The sequence below is a fragment of the Actinacidiphila paucisporea genome (genome assembly GCF_900142575.1).
Lineage (GTDB): Bacteria > Actinomycetota > Actinomycetes > Streptomycetales > Streptomycetaceae > Actinacidiphila > Actinacidiphila paucisporea.
Genome location: NZ_FRBI01000026.1, coordinates 46,064 through 60,995 on the forward strand (window position 1 = coordinate 46,064; position 14,932 = coordinate 60,995).

Sequence of the window (14,932 nt, forward strand, 5' to 3'; positions counted from 1 at the left end):
TTACTCCAGAGTAAGGAGAAGGCCAATGGCCGACCGCTATCTCCGCCTGACCGGCACGGCCCCCGGCCGTTTCGTCACCCGCCGCCTCGGCCTTCCGCAGCCCGCCGCCCTGCGCCGCTGGTCGCGGCAGACTCCCGACCTGCCGGGACCGGTCCTGCGGCTGGCCGCGGGCGAGAAGCCGGCCCAGGGGACCTACGGAGCCGTCGTCCTGGACGCCACCGCCGTCGCGGACCCGGCCGACCTGCGGGACGTGCACGCGACCCTGCACCCCCTGGTCCGCTCCCTCACCCCGTGCGGCCGGATCGTGGTGCTCGGCACCCCGCCGCGGGACGGCGACCTCGCGCGTTCCGCCGCCCAGCAGGCACTTGAGGGCTTCGTACGCTCACTGGGCAAGGAGATCGGCCGCGGCTGCACGGCCCAGCTGGTGCGGCTCGCCCCGGGCGCGGACGCCGGCTCCACCCTGGACTTCCTGCTCTCGCCGAAGTCCGCCTACGTCAGCGGCCAGGTCATCGAGGTCGGCCCGGCTCCCGAGGTGCCCGCGGGCGGCACCAGGACCGCGCTGGTCACCGGCGCCGCCCGCGGCATCGGCGCGGCGGTCGCCGAGACGCTGGTGAGGGACGGCGCCCGTGTCGTCCTGCTCGACGTGCCGCAGGCAGCCGACGCGCTCGCCGAGGTCGCCGCCCGGCTCGGGGGCAGCGCGCTGCCGCTGGACATCACCGCGTCCGACGCGGGCGAACGCATGGCCGCGGCGCTGCCCGACGGCCTGGACGTCCTCGTCCACAACGCGGGCATCACCCGCGACCGCAGGCTCGCGAACATGCCGGCCGACCGCTGGGACACCGTCCTCGACGTCAACCTCGGCAGCGTGCTCCGCACGACCGGCCACCTGCTCAGGACCGGCACGCTCAACGAGCACGCCAGGATCGTCGGCACCGCCTCCATCGCCGGCATCGCGGGCAACACCGGGCAGACCAACTACGCCGCCTCCAAGGCCGGCGTCATCGGCTACGTCCGCGCGCTCGCCGCCGACACGGAGGTCCGCGGGCGCGGCATCACCGCCAACGCGGTCGCGCCCGGCTTCATCGAGACGCGGATGACCGCGGCCGTGCCGCTGGTCATCCGCGAGGCGGGCCGCCGGATGAACTCGCTGGGCCAGGGCGGGCAGCCGGTCGACGTGGCCGAGACCGTCGCCTGGCTCGGCTCTCCCGCCTCCGGCGGGGTCAACGGCCAGGTCGTCAGGGTCTGCGGCCAGTCCCTGCTGGGCGCCTGACGTGGCGCCGCTCCTGCTGACCCTGGCTCGCGGCGCCGTCACCGGCCTCGCCAAGCACCCCTCGCCCGCCGCCCCGCTGCCCCCCACCCGGCTGACCGGCACCGCCGTCCGCGTCGACCCGGCGCGCGTCGCCGCCTACGCCCGCGTGTGCGGCTTCCCGCCGGACGGCCCCGATGTCCCGCTGACCTATCCGCACATCCTCGGCTTCCCCCTCGCCGCCCGCCTGATGACCGACCGGGCCTTCCCGCTGCCCCTCCTCGGCCTGGTCCACACCTCGATCACCATCCGCACCCACGGGCCGCTCTCCCTCGCCGACCGGCCCGACCTGACCGTGCACGCGGACGGACTGCGCCCGCACCGGCGCGGCACGGAGGTCACGATGGTGACCGAGGCACGGGTGGACGGCGCCCTGGTGTGGGAGGACCGCAGCACCTACCTGGCCAGGCACCGCGTCCCCGACCAGGGGCCGGCGGGCGCGGCCACCGAAGCGGAGCCCACGGCGCAACTGCCCGTCGTGGACCGGTGGAAGCTGGACGGCGGGCTCGGGCGGCGGCACGCGCGGGTCAGCGGGGACTACAACCCGATCCACCTCTGGGCCCTGACCGCCCGCCCGTTCGGCTTCCCGCGGGCCATCGTCCACGGCATGTGGACGGTCGCCCGGTGCGCCGCCCGGCACCCGGACGCGACCGGCGTCACCGCGGACTTCCGGCGGCCCGTCCTGCTGCCGTCGACCGTCGAATACGCCGCCGAGGGCGACCGCTTCGAGGTCCGCTCGGGCGCCGGCCCGCACGTGAGCGGCAGCGTCACCCGTACGGTCACGGCTCCGGGTCGCTGACCGCCTCCGCGGGGAGCGCGTCGAGCACCTGGAGGGCGTCGAGCAGGGCCGTGCGCTGAGCCGGGGTCAGGTGGCGGGCCAGCAGCCGCTCCTCGCGGAGCTGGATCGCGGCCTGGGCGGCGTCACGGACCCGGCGGCCCTGCGGGGTCAGGGCCAGCAGGCGGACCCGGCGGTCGGCCGGGTCGGGGGTGCGGCTGATCAGCCCCCGGTCGCCGAGGTCGGACAGGACGTCGATGATCCGGGTCTTGTCCGCGCCGATCGCGTCGGCCAGCGCCGCCTGGCTGCGCAGCGGCCGTTCGTCGAGCCGCAGCAGGACGGAGTAGGCCCACATGGTCAGTCCGTGCTCGCGCAGCACGGGCAGCTCGGCCGCGGTCAGCGCGCGGCCGAGCGGGACGATCATCGCCGCGAGGTCCCTGCGGGGCGGGGCGGACATGCGTAGGTGCTCCCTTGACAGATGATGTGCACAAGCAGACGATAAGCACATGCGTACAAATCTGGAACGGATACGCGCGCTGGACGCCGAAGCGGTCCGGCTCAGCGCCGGGCTCGTCCGGCAGACGACCGTAGCGGATCTGGCACGGGACACGCCGTGCGCCGGGTGGGACCTGGCGGACCTGCTCGCCCACATGACCGCGCAGCACCACGGCTTCGCCGCCGCCGCACGGGGCAGCGGCGGCGACCTCGCGGCCTGGGCGCCCGCCCCGGCCGCCGACCCGATCGCCGCCTACGCGGCCGCCGCCGACGACGTCATCGCCGCCTTCGCGGATGTCACGGACGGCGGCCGGCCCTTCGCGCTGCCGGAATTCGCCACGGACCGGGGCTTCCCCGCCGCCCAGGCCATCGGCTTCCACTTCCTGGACTACGTCGTCCACGCCTGGGACGTCGCGACCGCGCTGGGCGTCCCCTTCACCCCGGACGCCGACCTCCTGGACGCCGCCCTGCCCCTGGCCCTGGCGGTCCCGCCCACGACCACGGCCTTCGCCCCGCCGCTGCCCACTCCCCCGGCGGCCGACCCGCTGGCCCGCATCCTCACGAAGCTGGGGCGGGCGGTACGGCCGTAGCCAGGCCCGACCAGGCGAGCGTCATCAAGGTGGCCGCCAGGTCCTTCGGCGACCGGTCGGCGGAAGGGGACGACGCCGCCCACCCCGCCAGCGATTCGGCGGCGCCGACCAGCGCGTGGGCGTACCCGGCGACCTCCTGCGACCCGCAGGCCGCCGCGATCAGGGCGGCGACGAAGTCCACGATCTCCGCCCGCAGCGCGGCGACCTCCGCCGCGAACGGCTCGCCGACCGTACGGGCCTGGCTGTAGAGGATCGTCCACCCGTCGGGGTGGGCCGCGGTGTGCTCGAAGAAGCCGAGCAGGCCGCTGCGCAACTGGACCTCCGGCGTGGCACCGTCCTGGACGGCGTCCCGTACGGCGGCGGTCAGGGCGGCGGCCTCCCGCCGGATGCACGCGGAGAACAGCTCGTCCTTGGAGTTGAGGTAGAGGTACACCAGGGGCTTGCTTACCCCGGCCGCCTCGGCGATCCCGTCCATGGACGCGGCCCGGTAGCCGCGGCGGGCGAACGTCGCGACCGCCGCGTCGAGCATCTGCCGCTCGCGCTCGGCCCGGGGCACCCGCCGGCTGCCGGCGGCCGCCATCACGCGGTACGCGGAGCGCTGTCCCTTGCGGCCTCGCCGCGCGCGGCGTCGTCGGCCGCGTCTTCCTGCTCGGCATTGGCGGCCAGGTTGAGCCGGGTGCGCTCGACCTTCTGCGACACGGTCAGCGCGGCCTGCTCGCGCACCCCGCGCAGCAGGACCCAGCTCAGCGGGGCGGACACGATCAGGGCCAGGAGTGCGACCCACAGGTAGTTCGAGTCACCGAGCCCGGCCGGCAGGATGTGCAGCCGGACCAGGCCCCAGATGACACCGAAGCTGGCGACGATGAGGCCGAAGCGCAGGGCGGTGTATCGGAGCATGCTCCCAGTGAAGCACGGCACCCCTGTGAGCCCACCCCCACCCCCTCGCGCGGTGCCCCTTCCGCAAGGGGATGCCCACCAGGGGCGCGGGGAACGGCGCGCGCAACCGGCCACCGGCCGCGGTGTGGGGACGAACCGCCACCACCCCGGGGGCGCCCCCTCGCGGACCGGCGGAGTCACAGCGTGCGGAGCATGATGACGTCGTCGCGGTCGTCGCCCGGGGCGACGCGGATGGCGGCGGGGACGCGGCCGACCTCCTTGTAGCCGCAGGAGGAGTAGAAGGCGTCGGCGCCCGTGCCGCCGCGGCAGGTGAGGCGGATCGCCTCGATGCCGGGGAAGCCGCGGGCGGCCCGCTCGACCGCCGCCATCAAAGTGCGGCCGTAGCCGCGCCGCTGGTAACGGGGGTGGACCATCACCGTGTAGATCCACAGCCAGTGCGTCATGAGCCGGTGCTCGTTGTACGCGAGGAAGGCGGTGGCCGCGACGCGGCCCTCCTCGTCGCGGCCGACGATCAGCCGCCGCGACCCGTCCGCCACCGCGGCGAGCGAGCGGTCCAGGTCGGGACGGATGTCCTCGGGCACGACGGGCGGCACGAAGCCGACCGCGCCGCCGGCGTTGGACACGTCGGCCCACAGCGCGAGGATCCCCTCGCGCAGTTCCTCGTCGATCACCGGATCCTGCTCGCACGTAAGGGTCATAGGCCAAGCGTAGCCATTACGCGAAGAGGGCCGCCATGAGACCTGGGTCACACTCCGGGCCGACCGGCGGCGCCGGGGGCGCACCCCCCGGGCCGCACATGCCGTCACACCCGCATCGGCTGCGGCGACTCCCGCCGCGACCCGTCGGGCCCGGGGTATTCGCGGATGATCTCGTAGCGCGTGTTGCGCTCGACCGGGCGGAATCCGGCGTCGCGGATGAGGTCGAGGATGTCGTCGCGGGTCAGCTTGTTCGGCGTGCCGTAGTCGTCCGCGTCGTGGGTGATCTTGTACTCGACGACCGAGCCGTCCATGTCGTCGGCGCCGTGGTTGAGGGCGAGCTGGGCCGTGGACAGGCCGTGCATGACCCAGAACACCTTCACGTGCGGCACGTTGTCGAAGAGCAGCCGGGAGACCGCGAAGGTCTTCAGCGCCTCGGCACCGGTGGCCATGGTGGTGCGGGCCTGGAGGGTGTTGCGGACCTTGCCGTCCTTCATGTCCACGAAGTCGTGCTGGTAGCGCAGCGGGATGAAGACCTGGAAGCCGCCGGTCTCGTCCTGGAGTTCGCGCAGCCGCAGGACGTGGTCGACGCGGTGCCTGGGCTCCTCGATGTGGCCGTAGAGCATGGTGCAGGGCGTCTTGAGGCCCTTGGAGTGCGCCAGGCGGTGGATGCGGGACCAGTCCTCCCAGTGGGTGCGGTGGTCCACGATGTGCTGGCGTACTTCCCAGTCGAAGATCTCCGCGCCGCCGCCGGTGAGCGATTCGAGGCCGGCCTCGATCAGCTCGTCGAGGATGTCGGAGGCGGACAGCCCCGAGATGGTCTCGAAGTGGTGGATCTCGGTGGCGGTGAAGGCCTTGAGCGAGACGTCGGGCAGCGCTTCCTTGAGCGCCTTGAGCGAGCGCGGGTAGTAGCGCCAGGGCAGCGTGGGGTGCAGGCCGTTGACGATGTGCAGCTCGGTGAGGCTGTCGGCCTCCATCGCCTTGGCCAGCCGCACGGCCTCCTCGATGCGCATCGTGTACGCGTCCTTCTCGCCGGGCTTGCGCTGGAAGGAGCAGTAGGCGCACGACGCGGTGCACACGTTCGTCATGTTCAGGTGGCGGTTGACGTTGAAGTGGACCACGTCACCGTTCTTCTGCGTGCGCACGTGGTGCGCGAGCCCGCCCAGCCAGGCCAGGTCGTCGGACTCGTAGAGGGCGATGCCGTCCTCCCGGGTCAGCCGCTCGCCGGCGTAGACCTTCTCCTCCAGCTCCCGCTTGAGCCCCGCGTCCATGCGCTCCTCCTCCTGCCGGCTGCTGCCGGTTCCGACCGGTTCACGACCGGTTCACGACACTACGCTCAGGACTCCTCGGGCAGCGCGCCGACCCGGTTCTCCCACTTGGTGGACAGCACGATCGTGGTCCGGGTGCGCGCCACGCCCTTGTGGTGCCGGACAGCCGGCGGATGGTGTGCTCCAGCCCGTCGACGTCGCCGACCCTGACCTTGAGCATGTACGAGTCGTCGCCGGCGATGAACCAGCAGTCCTCGATCTCGTCCAGGTCGCGCAGCCGGCCCGCCACGTCCTCGTGGTCGGCGGCGTCGCTGAGCTGGAGGCCGACCAGGGCGGTCACGCCGAGGCCCAGGGCGGCGGGCGCGACGGTGGCGCGGTAGCCGGTGATCACCCCGGCCTGTTCGAGGCGGTTGATGCGGTCGGTGACGCTGGGGCCCGACAGGCCCACCAGCCGGCCCAGCTCCGCGTAGGACGCCCGGCCGTTCTCGCGCAACGCCTGGATGAGCTGCCTGTCCACCGCGTCCATCAGTAGGGACCCTCCCGTTCGTGCCACGACTGCGCTGTCTGGACACGAATCTAAGGCATGAACGGGTCAGTGCCCTGCGCATGTGGTCGTCCCGGCTCGGCCGCACCCGTCCCAGCAGCCGCACCGGCCTCATGCGCAGCACCACCCAGCTCGCCCCGCCAGCGGCGGTACAGCGTGTGCGGTACGCCCGCCGCGTCGAGCACCCGGCCCGCGACGAAGTCCACCAGGTCCTGGATGTGGACCGCGCCCGTGTAGAAGGCCGGCGAGGCGGGCAGCACGATCGCGCCCGCGTCGTCGATTGCCACCAGGTGGCGCAGCGTCTGGCCGCCGAGCGGGGTCTCGCGGACCGCGACCACCAGCGGCCGCCGCTCCTTGAGCGTGACGCTCGCGGCCCGCTGGAGCAGGTCCTTGGACAGCCCGAGCGCCACCCCCGCCACGCACGCGGTGCTGGCCGGCACGATCAGCATGCCCTTGGCCGGGTACGACCCGGAGGACGGTCCGGCGGCCAGGTCGCCGGCCGGCCAGTGGCGTACGCGCGACAGGTCGGCGGGCGGGTAGCGGTCCGGGGTGCCGTCGGCGCCGCGGGCCAGCAGCGCGGCCAGGTCCTCGCGCCAGTGCGCGTCACGGAAGCCGGCGCCGGTCTCGTCCAGCAGGGTCAGCCTGGCCGCCCGGCTGACGACCAGGTCGACGTCCTCGCCGGCGTGCAGCAGGGCGCGCAGCACGGCGGCGGCATAGGGCGTGCCCGAGGCCCCGGAGACGCCGACCACCCACGGGGCGCGCGTGCGGTCCCGCGGGGCGCGGCCCGCGAGGCCGTCCGGGGTGCCGTCATCCGGGAAGTCGGGGAAGTCGTCCACGCCGACGAGCGTAACCGGACGGCGGTGGCGCCGCCGAAGCGGGAACCGGGTGCGGGCGGCCGGCGTTCTCATGGAGAAGGGCGCGGGACTCAGGGGGGTTTTCGTGGCATATGGACAGACCGCGGCTCGGGCCGCGCGGCCGCGGGCCGGTGTGGTCGACACGCTGCTCGCGCCGCTGCGCGCCGGCAGCCGGGTGGCCGGCGCGGCGGCGCTGATGGTGGGCTGGCTCGCGCTGTTGTGGATCATCGAGGGTGTCAACGCGGTGAGCGGCCAGCGGCTCGACACCTTCGGCATCACCCCGCGCAAGGGCAGCGAGCTGCTGGACATCGTGCCCGCCGCCTTCATGCACGTCGGCTTCGCCCATCTCATGTCGAACAGCCTGCCGTTGCTCGTGCTGGGCTTCATCGCCGCGCTGCGCGGCATAGGCCGCTATCTCGCGGTGGCGTTCACCATCATGGTGATCAGCGGCCTCGGGGTGTGGCTGGTCGCCCCCGCGCACACCACCACGCTGGGCGCGTCCGGGCTGATATTCGGTCTGTTCGGCTATCTGCTGAGCCGCGGCTTCGCGGACCGGCGACCGCTGGACGTCGTCGTCGGCCTGGTCGTCGGCGTGCTCTACGGCTCCATCCTGTGGGGCGTGCTGCCGACGGCCGACGGGGTGTCCTGGCAGGCGCATCTGTTCGGGCTGGTCGGCGGGGTGGTCGCGGCGTTCCTCTTCCGCGAGCGCACGGTCGCCGTGTCCGCCTGACCGTCCTCCCCAGGACTCCACCGGCCTCCCCGGGACTCCGGCCGGCCGCCGCCGGACGCACCGCCGCCGAACGTGTCGCCGCCCGCCCGCCTGTTGCCGGATTCCGGCAGCGCGGGTCACCGCAAGTCGGCCGGGAAACCCCGCGAGATCACAGCGTCCGCACAGCTACTCTTCAGTCACCCCCACACCGACAGCCCGTACCCACCGTTCACACCGTTTCCGCGATCTGCTCGCGACGTCCTAGGAGTTCGTCATCAACACCATGCGCAAGGGTCTCGCCGCAGCCGGAGTGGTCGCGCTGATAACCGCCGGGGCGGCCGCCTGCGGCACCGGGGAGCCCAGCACCCCGCAGGGCAAGGTCAACAACGCCTTCACCAAGCTCGGCGAGCAGAAGTCGGTGACGATCGGGCTGTCCTTCGACGGCACCCCGGACCAGATATTCGCGGCGCTCAAGGACCAGGACGACTTCAAGCGCGCCGACGCCGACATGCTCGCCGGCCTGCGCGTCAGGACGTCGTTCAGCTCCGGCAAGCCGCTCGCCGAGCTCACGGGCAACGACAAGACCACCTCCTTCGGCCTCGAAGTAGCCGGTGGCGCCTCGGCCAAGTCCGACGGCAAGACGCTGGTCGGGCTGCGCTCGGTGGACCAGAAGGCGTACGTCCGGGTGGACATCAAGGGCCTCGCCGCGCTGGACACCACCGGTGACGCGGGCCTGTCCGACCTCAACGGCATGCTGGGCTCGGTCGACAACCTGCCGTCCTCGTTCGGCTCGCTCAAGACGCTCGTGAAGGGCGGCTGGGTCTCGATCGACCCCACGGCCTTCGCGGACTTCGCCAAGACCCTGGGCAGCGACTCGGGCAGCGACTCCGGCGACTCGGGCAGCGCCGGCTCCGGCGACTCCCCGCTGAGCGGTTTCGGCCTGCCCTCCGGCCTGCCGACCGGGCTGCCGACCGACCTCGGGAAGAAGACCTTCGCCCAACTGCTCGCCCCGCTCCAGCAGTCGCTCGCCAAGGACGCGACGATCACCGACCTCGGGACGAAGGACGGCGCCGACCACCTCAAGGTCAGCGTCCCGGCCCGGGCGCTCGCCAAGGACTTGGAGAGCAGCCTCGGTTCGCTGACCAAGGAGCTGCCCGGCGACCTGAAGAAGAGCCTGGCCGACGTGCCGAACAAGACGGTGGCGCTGGACGTCGCCGTCAAGGGCGGCGAGCTGGAGCATGTCAGCGTCGACCTTGCGCAGTTCGACGACACCATCCACGGCACGCTGCCGCTGGGCCTGTCCGTCGAGGGCGGCGCCGACCCGGTCAAGGCGCCGTCCGGCGCTCAGCAGCTCAACCCGCAGGACCTGATGGGCGCGCTGATGTCGCAGATAGGCGACCTCAAGGTGACGGCCGACAAGTTCGGCTCCGGCACGGCTGACGGGTCCGACGCCTTCCCCGGCCTGAACATGGACCTCAGCGGGCTCGACGGCAGCTGATCCGCACCAGCACGGCGGGACCCGCCCGCGCGGCCCGGCGCCTCAGGTGCCGAGGCCGCGCGCGAGCAGGTCGAGGAGCGCGAAGACGAAGAGCGTGATGCCGATCACGCCGTTGACGGTGAAGAAGGCCCGGTTGAGCCGGCTCAGGTCGTGCGGCCGGACGATGGAGTGCTCGTAGAGGAAGGCCCCGGCGACCACCGCCAGGCCCGCCCACCAGAAGCCGCCCGCGTGGGTGGCCGCTCCGTACCAGACGAGCAGGGCCGTGGTGACGGCGTGGCAGAACCGGGCGCCGTGCAGCGCGGCGGGGATGCCGAAGCGGGCCGGCACCGACTTCACGCCGTGCGCCCGGTCGGCGGCCACGTCCTGGCAGCCGAAGATCAGGTCGAAGCCGCCGATCCACACGCCGACGGCGAGGCCGAGCACCACCGGCTGCCAGGCCCAGGACCCGGTCACCGCGAGCCAGGCCCCTATCGGGCCCATCGCCTGGGCCACGCCGAGGATCGCGTGCGGGAAGTTCGTGAAGCGCTTGCCGTACGGGTAGACCACCATCGGCACCACCGCGACCGGCGCGAGGGCCAGGCACAGCGGGTTGAGCAGTGCGGCGGCGCCCAGGAAGACCGCGACGGCGATCAGCGCGCCGGTCCACGCGGACCGTACCGACAGGGCGCCGGTGACCAGTTCACGGTTCGCGGTACGCGGGTTGCGGGCGTCGATCTCCCGGTCGATGATCCGGTTGCAGGCCATCGCGAAGGTGCGCAGGCCCACCATCGCCACGGTGATCAGCAGCAGTTCGCCCCAGTGCACCGAGCCGTCGTCGCGGAACATCGCGGTGAGCGCGGCGATGTAGGCGAAGGGCAGTGCGAAGACCGAGTGCTCGATCATCACCAGCCGCAGGAAGGCCTTGACCCGGCTGTCGGGGCTCGGGCTCGGCTGCGGTCCGAACAGGTCCCGGGTGGCGGATTCCGCACTCACAGGCCGTACTCCCTCCATCGGCGGTCGACCTTCGCCGCCGTCTCCGGGTCGGAGAGCACCATCTCCGGCCAGCCCCCGTCCCGCGTGTAGCCCTCCTCGGGCAGTTTGCGGGTCGCGTCGATCCCGGCCTTGCCGCCCCAGAACTGCTGGTAGGAGGCGTGGTCCAGGTGGTCGACGGGTCCTTCCACGACGGTCAGGTCGCGGGAGTAGTCGGTGTTGCCCAGCGCCCGCCAGGCGACCTCGTGCAGGTCGTGGACGTCGCAGTCGGCGTCCACCACGACGATCAGCTTGGTGAGCGACATCATGTGAGCGCCCCAGACGGCGTGCATCGTCTTCTGGGCGTGCTTGGGATATTTCTTGTCGATCGAGACGATCGCGCAGTTGTGGAAACCGCCCGCCTCGGGCAGGTGGTAGTCCACGATGTCCGGCACGATGATCTTGAGCAGTGGCAGGAAGAAGCGCTCGGTGGCCCGCCCCAGCGGCCCGTCCTCGGTCGGCGGCCGGCCCACCACCAGCGACTGGAAGACCGGCCGCTTGCGCATCGTCACGCACTCGACGGTCAGCGCGGGGAAGGGCTCCTGCGGGGTGTAGAAGCCGGTGTGGTCGCCGAACGGCCCCTCGGGCAGCGTCTTGCCGGGCTCCAGCCAGCCCTCGATCACCACCTCGGCCTGCGCGGGCACCTGGAGCGGCACGGTCTTGCAGTCGACCAGCTCGACCCGCTTGCCCTGCACGAAGCCGGCGAAGAGGTATTCGTCGATGTCGCCCGGCAGCGGCGCGGTCGCGGCATAGGTGACGGCGGGCGGGCAGCCGAAGGCGATGGCGACCGGCAGCCGCTCGCCGCGGCGCTGCGCGACCTGGTAGTGGTTGCGGCTGTCCTTGTGGATCTGCCAGTGCATGCCGATGGTGCGCCGGTCGTGCCGCTGGAGCCGGTAGAGGCCCAGGTTGCGGACGCCGCTCTCCGGGTCCTTCGTGTGGGTCAGGCCCAGGTTGAAGAACGAGCCGCCGTCCTGCGGCCAGGTGAACAGCGCGGGCAGCGCGTCGAGGTCGACGTCGTCGCCGGTCAGCACGACCTCCTGCACGGGGGCGTCCTTGACCTTCTTCGGCGGCACGTGCACCATCCCGGCCAGCTTGCCGAAGGCCTCCCGCACCCCGACGAAGCCGTGCGGCAGTTCGGGCTTGAGCAGGCCGGCGATCTTCTCGCCGATGTCGCCGTACGCGGTCAGGCCGAGCGCTTTGAGCAGCCGCCGGTCGGTGCCGTAGACATTCATCGCCAGCGGCGCGACCGAGCCCCGCACGTTCTCGAAGAGCAGTGCGGGGCCACCGGACTTGTTGACCCGGTCGGTGATCTCGCCGACCTCCAGGTACGGGTCGACCTCGGCGGTGATCCGCCGCAGGTCGCCCTCCTTCTCCAGCGCCCGGAGGAACGAGCGGAGATCGTCGTAAGCCATGCCGCCAAGTCTCGCATCCCGCTCCGACAGGTTCGTCAGACCCCGGCGTAGGAGTGCTTGCCGCTGACGAAGATGTTCACGCCGTAGTAGTTGAACAGGAAGCAGCCGAAGGCGACCAGCGCCAGATACGCCGCCTTGCGGCCCTTCCAGCCGGCCGTGGCGCGGGCGTGCAGGTAGCAGGCGTAGGCCACCCACGTGATGAACGCCCAGGTCTCCTTCGGGTCCCAGCCCCAGTAGCGGCCCCATGCGGCCTGCGCCCAGATCGCGCCCGCGATGATGGTGAACGTCCACAGCGGGAAGACCAGGGCGTTCATGCGGTAGGCGAACTTGTCCAGGCTCGCCGCGGACGGCAGCCGGCGCATGATGTCGCCCCAGCGGCCGTCGGTCGCCTTGCCCGCGGTGACGGCGACCTCGTAGTGGTCGCGGAAGAGGAAGAGCATCGTGCCGACCGCGGCCAGGTAGAAGATCGCGCCGGAGATGATCGCGCACGAGACGTGGATCCACAGCCAGTACGAGTGCAGCGCGGGCACCAGCTGCTCGCTGGAGGTGTAGAGCACCGACAGGGCCAGGCCCAGGTCGAGCAGCACCGTGGTGGTCAGGAACAGCCCGATCCAGCGGACGTCCTTCTTCAGCGCCAGCAGCAGCAGGTACGTGCCCACGGCGACCGCGCCGAAGGTGGTGGAGAACTCGTACATGTTGCCCCAGGGGGCGCGCTGCACGGAGGCGGCGCGGAAGGCGACACCCGAGGCGTGCAGCAGCCAGGCGAGCACCGTGAAGGACACCGCGATACGGCCGTAGCGGTCGCCCTTCTCGTCGCCGCCCGCGGCGCCGGGGCCGTCCGCGATGCCGCGGTCGCTGGCCGAGGCGCGGGTGACGACCGCGGGGCGCTCCAGGGTGACCGTGCTGCCCGCCGCCGTCTTCACGGTGACCTGCCGGGCCGCCTTCTGCTTCGCCGCCTCGGCTTCGGCCTCCTTGGCCTGCGCCTCCTCGATGAGCGCCGCGGACTGCACGGCGATCTTGCTGCGCCCGCCGAAGACCCACTCCGCGAGGTGCGCGAGGAAGGCGAGGGCGTAGACGAACATCGCCGACCGGATGAGGTAGTTGCTGTTGTTCGCGAAGTTCTCGTTGACCGCGGCAGCGATGTTCACGCGCGCGCTCCTTCGTCGTCGTTCACGGCTGTGGTCCCGGCTGCGGGTTCGTTCTCGGCTCCGGCGTCGGCCGCCGGGGGTGGCGCTTCGCCGTCGGCCTCGTCCTCGGGTCTGACGGGGGCGTCCGGGAGCAGTTGCAGGGCCACGTCGCCGATCTCGTCGGCGATGCGCGCGGACTCGCTGCGGCCCAGGCCGCCCATCTCCACGACGGTCACGCCGTCCTCGGCCCGTACCGCCCGCACCCAGATCCTGCGGCGCTGGATGAACAGCGAGCCGGCCAGGCCCAGGATCGCGCCGACCCCGCTGATCAGGGCGCCCTCGTTGCCGGCCTGGTGGGTGATGCTGAAGCTGGCCCAGGTCTTGACGCCCTCGAAGGTGAGGCTGCCCGCGCCGTTCGGCAGCACCATGGTGTCGCCGATCTGCATCGCCTTGGCGAACGGGCTGCCGTCGCTGTTCGTGAACGCCTTCAGGTGCGTGTCGTCGAGCTGGTAGACGTTCTGCTGGGCGCCGGAGTCGATACCGAGGTCGCCGTGCAGGGCGTTCAGGATCAGCATCGGCTTCTGCAGGGTCGGGAAGGTCGAGTACCAGCCCCTGGTGGCGTTCAGGGCGACCGTCGGGGTGAAGATGCCGCGGAAGGCCAGCTGGTCCGGCTTGCCGTCGGTGCCGAGCGTGTCGGTCGCCTTGATGACCCCGGGCGAGGTCATGGCGGTGTCCGTCGGCAGGAACGGCACGATCTCGCGCACCACGTTGCCCTTGGCGTCCTTGATGGAGACGACCGGGGCGTAGCCGTGCGAGATGAGGTAGACCTTCTCGCCGCCGATGCTCAGCGGGTGGTTGATCGAGATCTTGCCCTTGACGGGTTTGCCGTCCGTGCCGCTGTAGTAGTGGATGTTCGCCTGGAATTTGAGCGCGGTGCCCTTCTCCGGGCCGCTGGTGGCGTACTTCTGCTCGAAGTTGTCCAGGTCGAAGCCGAAGGGCTGGAGGTCGTCGGCCCCGTAAAGAGTGCCGCCGCTGAAGTCGTCGTACTGGGTGAGGTTGTTGACGAAGCCGTCGCCCTCGACGACCAGCTTGCCGCCCTCCGCCTTCTCCAGCGACGTCAGGGCGAACGCGATCAGCAGCCCGAACAGCGAGACGTGGAAGACGAGGTTGCCGAACTCCCGCAGGTAGCCCTTCTCGCCGGCCACCGAGGTGTCGGTGACGCTGGTACGGAAGCGGCGCCCGCGCAGCGCCTTGCGGGCCGCCTCGGTCACCTCCTCCGGGCTCGCGTCGGTGCGCCAGGTGCTGTACGCGGGCAGCCGGGTGAGGTTGCGCGGGGCGCGGGGCGGCCGGGACCGCAGCTGGCCGACGAACTGCCAGCTGCGCGGCACGATGCAGCCGGCCAGCGAGACGAACAGCAGGATGTAGATCGCCGCGAACCACGGCGAGCTGTAGACGTGGAAGAGCCCGACCTTCTCGTATATCGGGCTGACCGTGGTGTGCTTGGCCTTGAAGGCCTCGAGCTTGAGCTGGTCGCTGTGCTGCGGGATCAGCGAGCCGGGGATCGCGGCGAGCGACAGCAGGAACAGCAGGATCAGCGCGACCCGCATCGAGGTGAGCTGCCGCCACATCCAGCGCAGCCAGCCGAGCAGCCCGAGCGCGGGCGCCTCCGCGAAGGTGTCGACGGGCGCGGTGCTCAGCTGCGCCCCCGCCGCGCCGAGGTCTTCGCGCTCGGTCTTCTCCGTGATGCTCATGGG

The 14,932-nt window shown here is 72.1% G+C and carries 15 protein-coding genes and 1 pseudogene; 5 read left to right on the forward strand and 11 right to left on the reverse strand.

The genetic code is table 11. The annotated features are described in order from the left end of the window. Positions 1–25: 25 nt before the first annotated feature. Together BUE44_RS28780 and BUE44_RS28785 are read left to right on the forward strand one after the other, a co-directional pair. Entirely contained in the window at positions 26–1,270 is a 1,245-nt protein-coding gene (locus BUE44_RS28780) for a 3-oxoacyl-ACP reductase (RefSeq protein ID WP_073501943.1), read from the forward strand. 1 nt (position 1,271) lies between these two features. After that, complete coding sequence (locus BUE44_RS28785; RefSeq protein WP_073501944.1) at positions 1,272–2,105, forward strand: MaoC family dehydratase; 834 nt, start codon at positions 1,272–1,274, stop codon at positions 2,103–2,105. Here the strand turns inward: BUE44_RS28785 and BUE44_RS28790 are convergent. Further along, on the reverse strand, positions 2,086–2,538 hold the full coding sequence (locus tag BUE44_RS28790; RefSeq protein WP_073501945.1) for a MarR family winged helix-turn-helix transcriptional regulator: 453 nt from the start codon (positions 2,536–2,538) through the stop codon (positions 2,086–2,088). The genes BUE44_RS28785 and BUE44_RS28790 overlap by 20 nt on opposite strands. A gap of 49 nt (positions 2,539–2,587) precedes the next feature. Between BUE44_RS28790 and BUE44_RS28795 the strand changes: the two genes are divergently transcribed. Then, entirely contained in the window at positions 2,588–3,166 is a 579-nt protein-coding gene (locus tag BUE44_RS28795) for a TIGR03086 family metal-binding protein (protein WP_073501946.1), read from the forward strand. Here the strand turns inward: BUE44_RS28795 and BUE44_RS28800 are convergent. From BUE44_RS28800 to BUE44_RS28825, 6 genes and pseudogenes are all read right to left on the reverse strand, one after another. Then, positions 3,135–3,746 carry a TetR/AcrR family transcriptional regulator gene (locus tag BUE44_RS28800; protein ID WP_073501947.1) on the reverse strand — a complete coding sequence of 204 codons (612 nt, stop codon included), beginning with the start codon at positions 3,744–3,746 and terminating at the stop codon, positions 3,135–3,137. The two genes, BUE44_RS28795 and BUE44_RS28800, sit on opposite strands and share 32 nt — an antisense overlap. Continuing rightward, positions 3,746–4,063 carry a DUF4229 domain-containing protein gene (locus BUE44_RS28805; RefSeq protein ID WP_073501948.1) on the reverse strand — a complete coding sequence of 106 codons (318 nt, stop codon included), beginning with the start codon at positions 4,061–4,063 and terminating at the stop codon, positions 3,746–3,748. The genes BUE44_RS28800 and BUE44_RS28805 overlap by 1 nt, the downstream gene beginning before the upstream one ends. Positions 4,064–4,239: 176 nt before the next feature. Further along, positions 4,240–4,761 carry a GNAT family N-acetyltransferase gene (locus BUE44_RS28810; protein ID WP_073501949.1) on the reverse strand — a complete coding sequence of 174 codons (522 nt, stop codon included), beginning with the start codon at positions 4,759–4,761 and terminating at the stop codon, positions 4,240–4,242. A gap of 104 nt (positions 4,762–4,865) precedes the next feature. After that, positions 4,866–6,029 carry an aminofutalosine synthase MqnE gene (gene mqnE, locus BUE44_RS28815; protein ID WP_073501950.1) on the reverse strand — a complete coding sequence of 388 codons (1,164 nt, stop codon included), beginning with the start codon at positions 6,027–6,029 and terminating at the stop codon, positions 4,866–4,868. 65 nt (positions 6,030–6,094) lie between these two features. Beyond that, positions 6,095–6,552 (reverse strand): annotated as a pseudogene (locus BUE44_RS28820) (Lrp/AsnC family transcriptional regulator). A gap of 50 nt (positions 6,553–6,602) precedes the next feature. Further along, a complete protein-coding gene (locus tag BUE44_RS28825; protein WP_235002566.1) occupies positions 6,603–7,319 on the reverse strand; it encodes a UbiX family flavin prenyltransferase in 717 nt (238 codons plus the stop codon). Positions 7,320–7,620: 301 nt separating this feature from the next. On the opposite strand from BUE44_RS28825, the gene BUE44_RS28830 reads away from it, so the two are divergent. Together BUE44_RS28830 and BUE44_RS28835 are read left to right on the forward strand one after the other, a co-directional pair. Next, positions 7,621–8,154: a rhomboid family intramembrane serine protease gene (locus BUE44_RS28830; protein ID WP_079190177.1), complete on the forward strand. Its 534-nt coding sequence runs from the start codon at positions 7,621–7,623 to the stop codon at positions 8,152–8,154. A gap of 262 nt (positions 8,155–8,416) precedes the next feature. Continuing rightward, on the forward strand, positions 8,417–9,631 hold the full coding sequence (locus BUE44_RS28835) for a hypothetical protein (RefSeq protein ID WP_073501952.1): 1,215 nt from the start codon (positions 8,417–8,419) through the stop codon (positions 9,629–9,631). 42 nt (positions 9,632–9,673) lie between these two features. Here BUE44_RS28835 and mqnP read toward each other — a convergent pair whose 3' ends face one another. From mqnP to resB, 4 genes are read right to left on the reverse strand one after another with little or no spacing between them, the layout of a single operon-like run. Beyond that, positions 9,674–10,603 (reverse strand): menaquinone biosynthesis prenyltransferase MqnP, encoded by a 930-nt coding sequence (gene mqnP, locus BUE44_RS28840; protein ID WP_073501953.1) that lies wholly within the window; start codon positions 10,601–10,603, stop codon positions 9,674–9,676. Further along, entirely contained in the window at positions 10,600–12,051 is a 1,452-nt protein-coding gene (locus BUE44_RS28845; RefSeq protein ID WP_073501954.1) for a menaquinone biosynthesis decarboxylase, read from the reverse strand. The genes mqnP and BUE44_RS28845 overlap by 4 nt, the downstream gene beginning before the upstream one ends. A 35-nt stretch (positions 12,052–12,086) precedes the next feature. Then, positions 12,087–13,199, reverse strand: coding sequence for a c-type cytochrome biogenesis protein CcsB (ccsB, locus tag BUE44_RS28850; protein ID WP_073501955.1), 1,113 nt, complete (start codon positions 13,197–13,199; stop codon positions 12,087–12,089). Beyond that, positions 13,196–14,929 (reverse strand): cytochrome c biogenesis protein ResB, encoded by a 1,734-nt coding sequence (gene resB / locus BUE44_RS28855; RefSeq protein ID WP_073501956.1) that lies wholly within the window; start codon positions 14,927–14,929, stop codon positions 13,196–13,198. The genes ccsB and resB overlap by 4 nt, the downstream gene beginning before the upstream one ends. Positions 14,930–14,932: the final 3 nt, after the last annotated feature.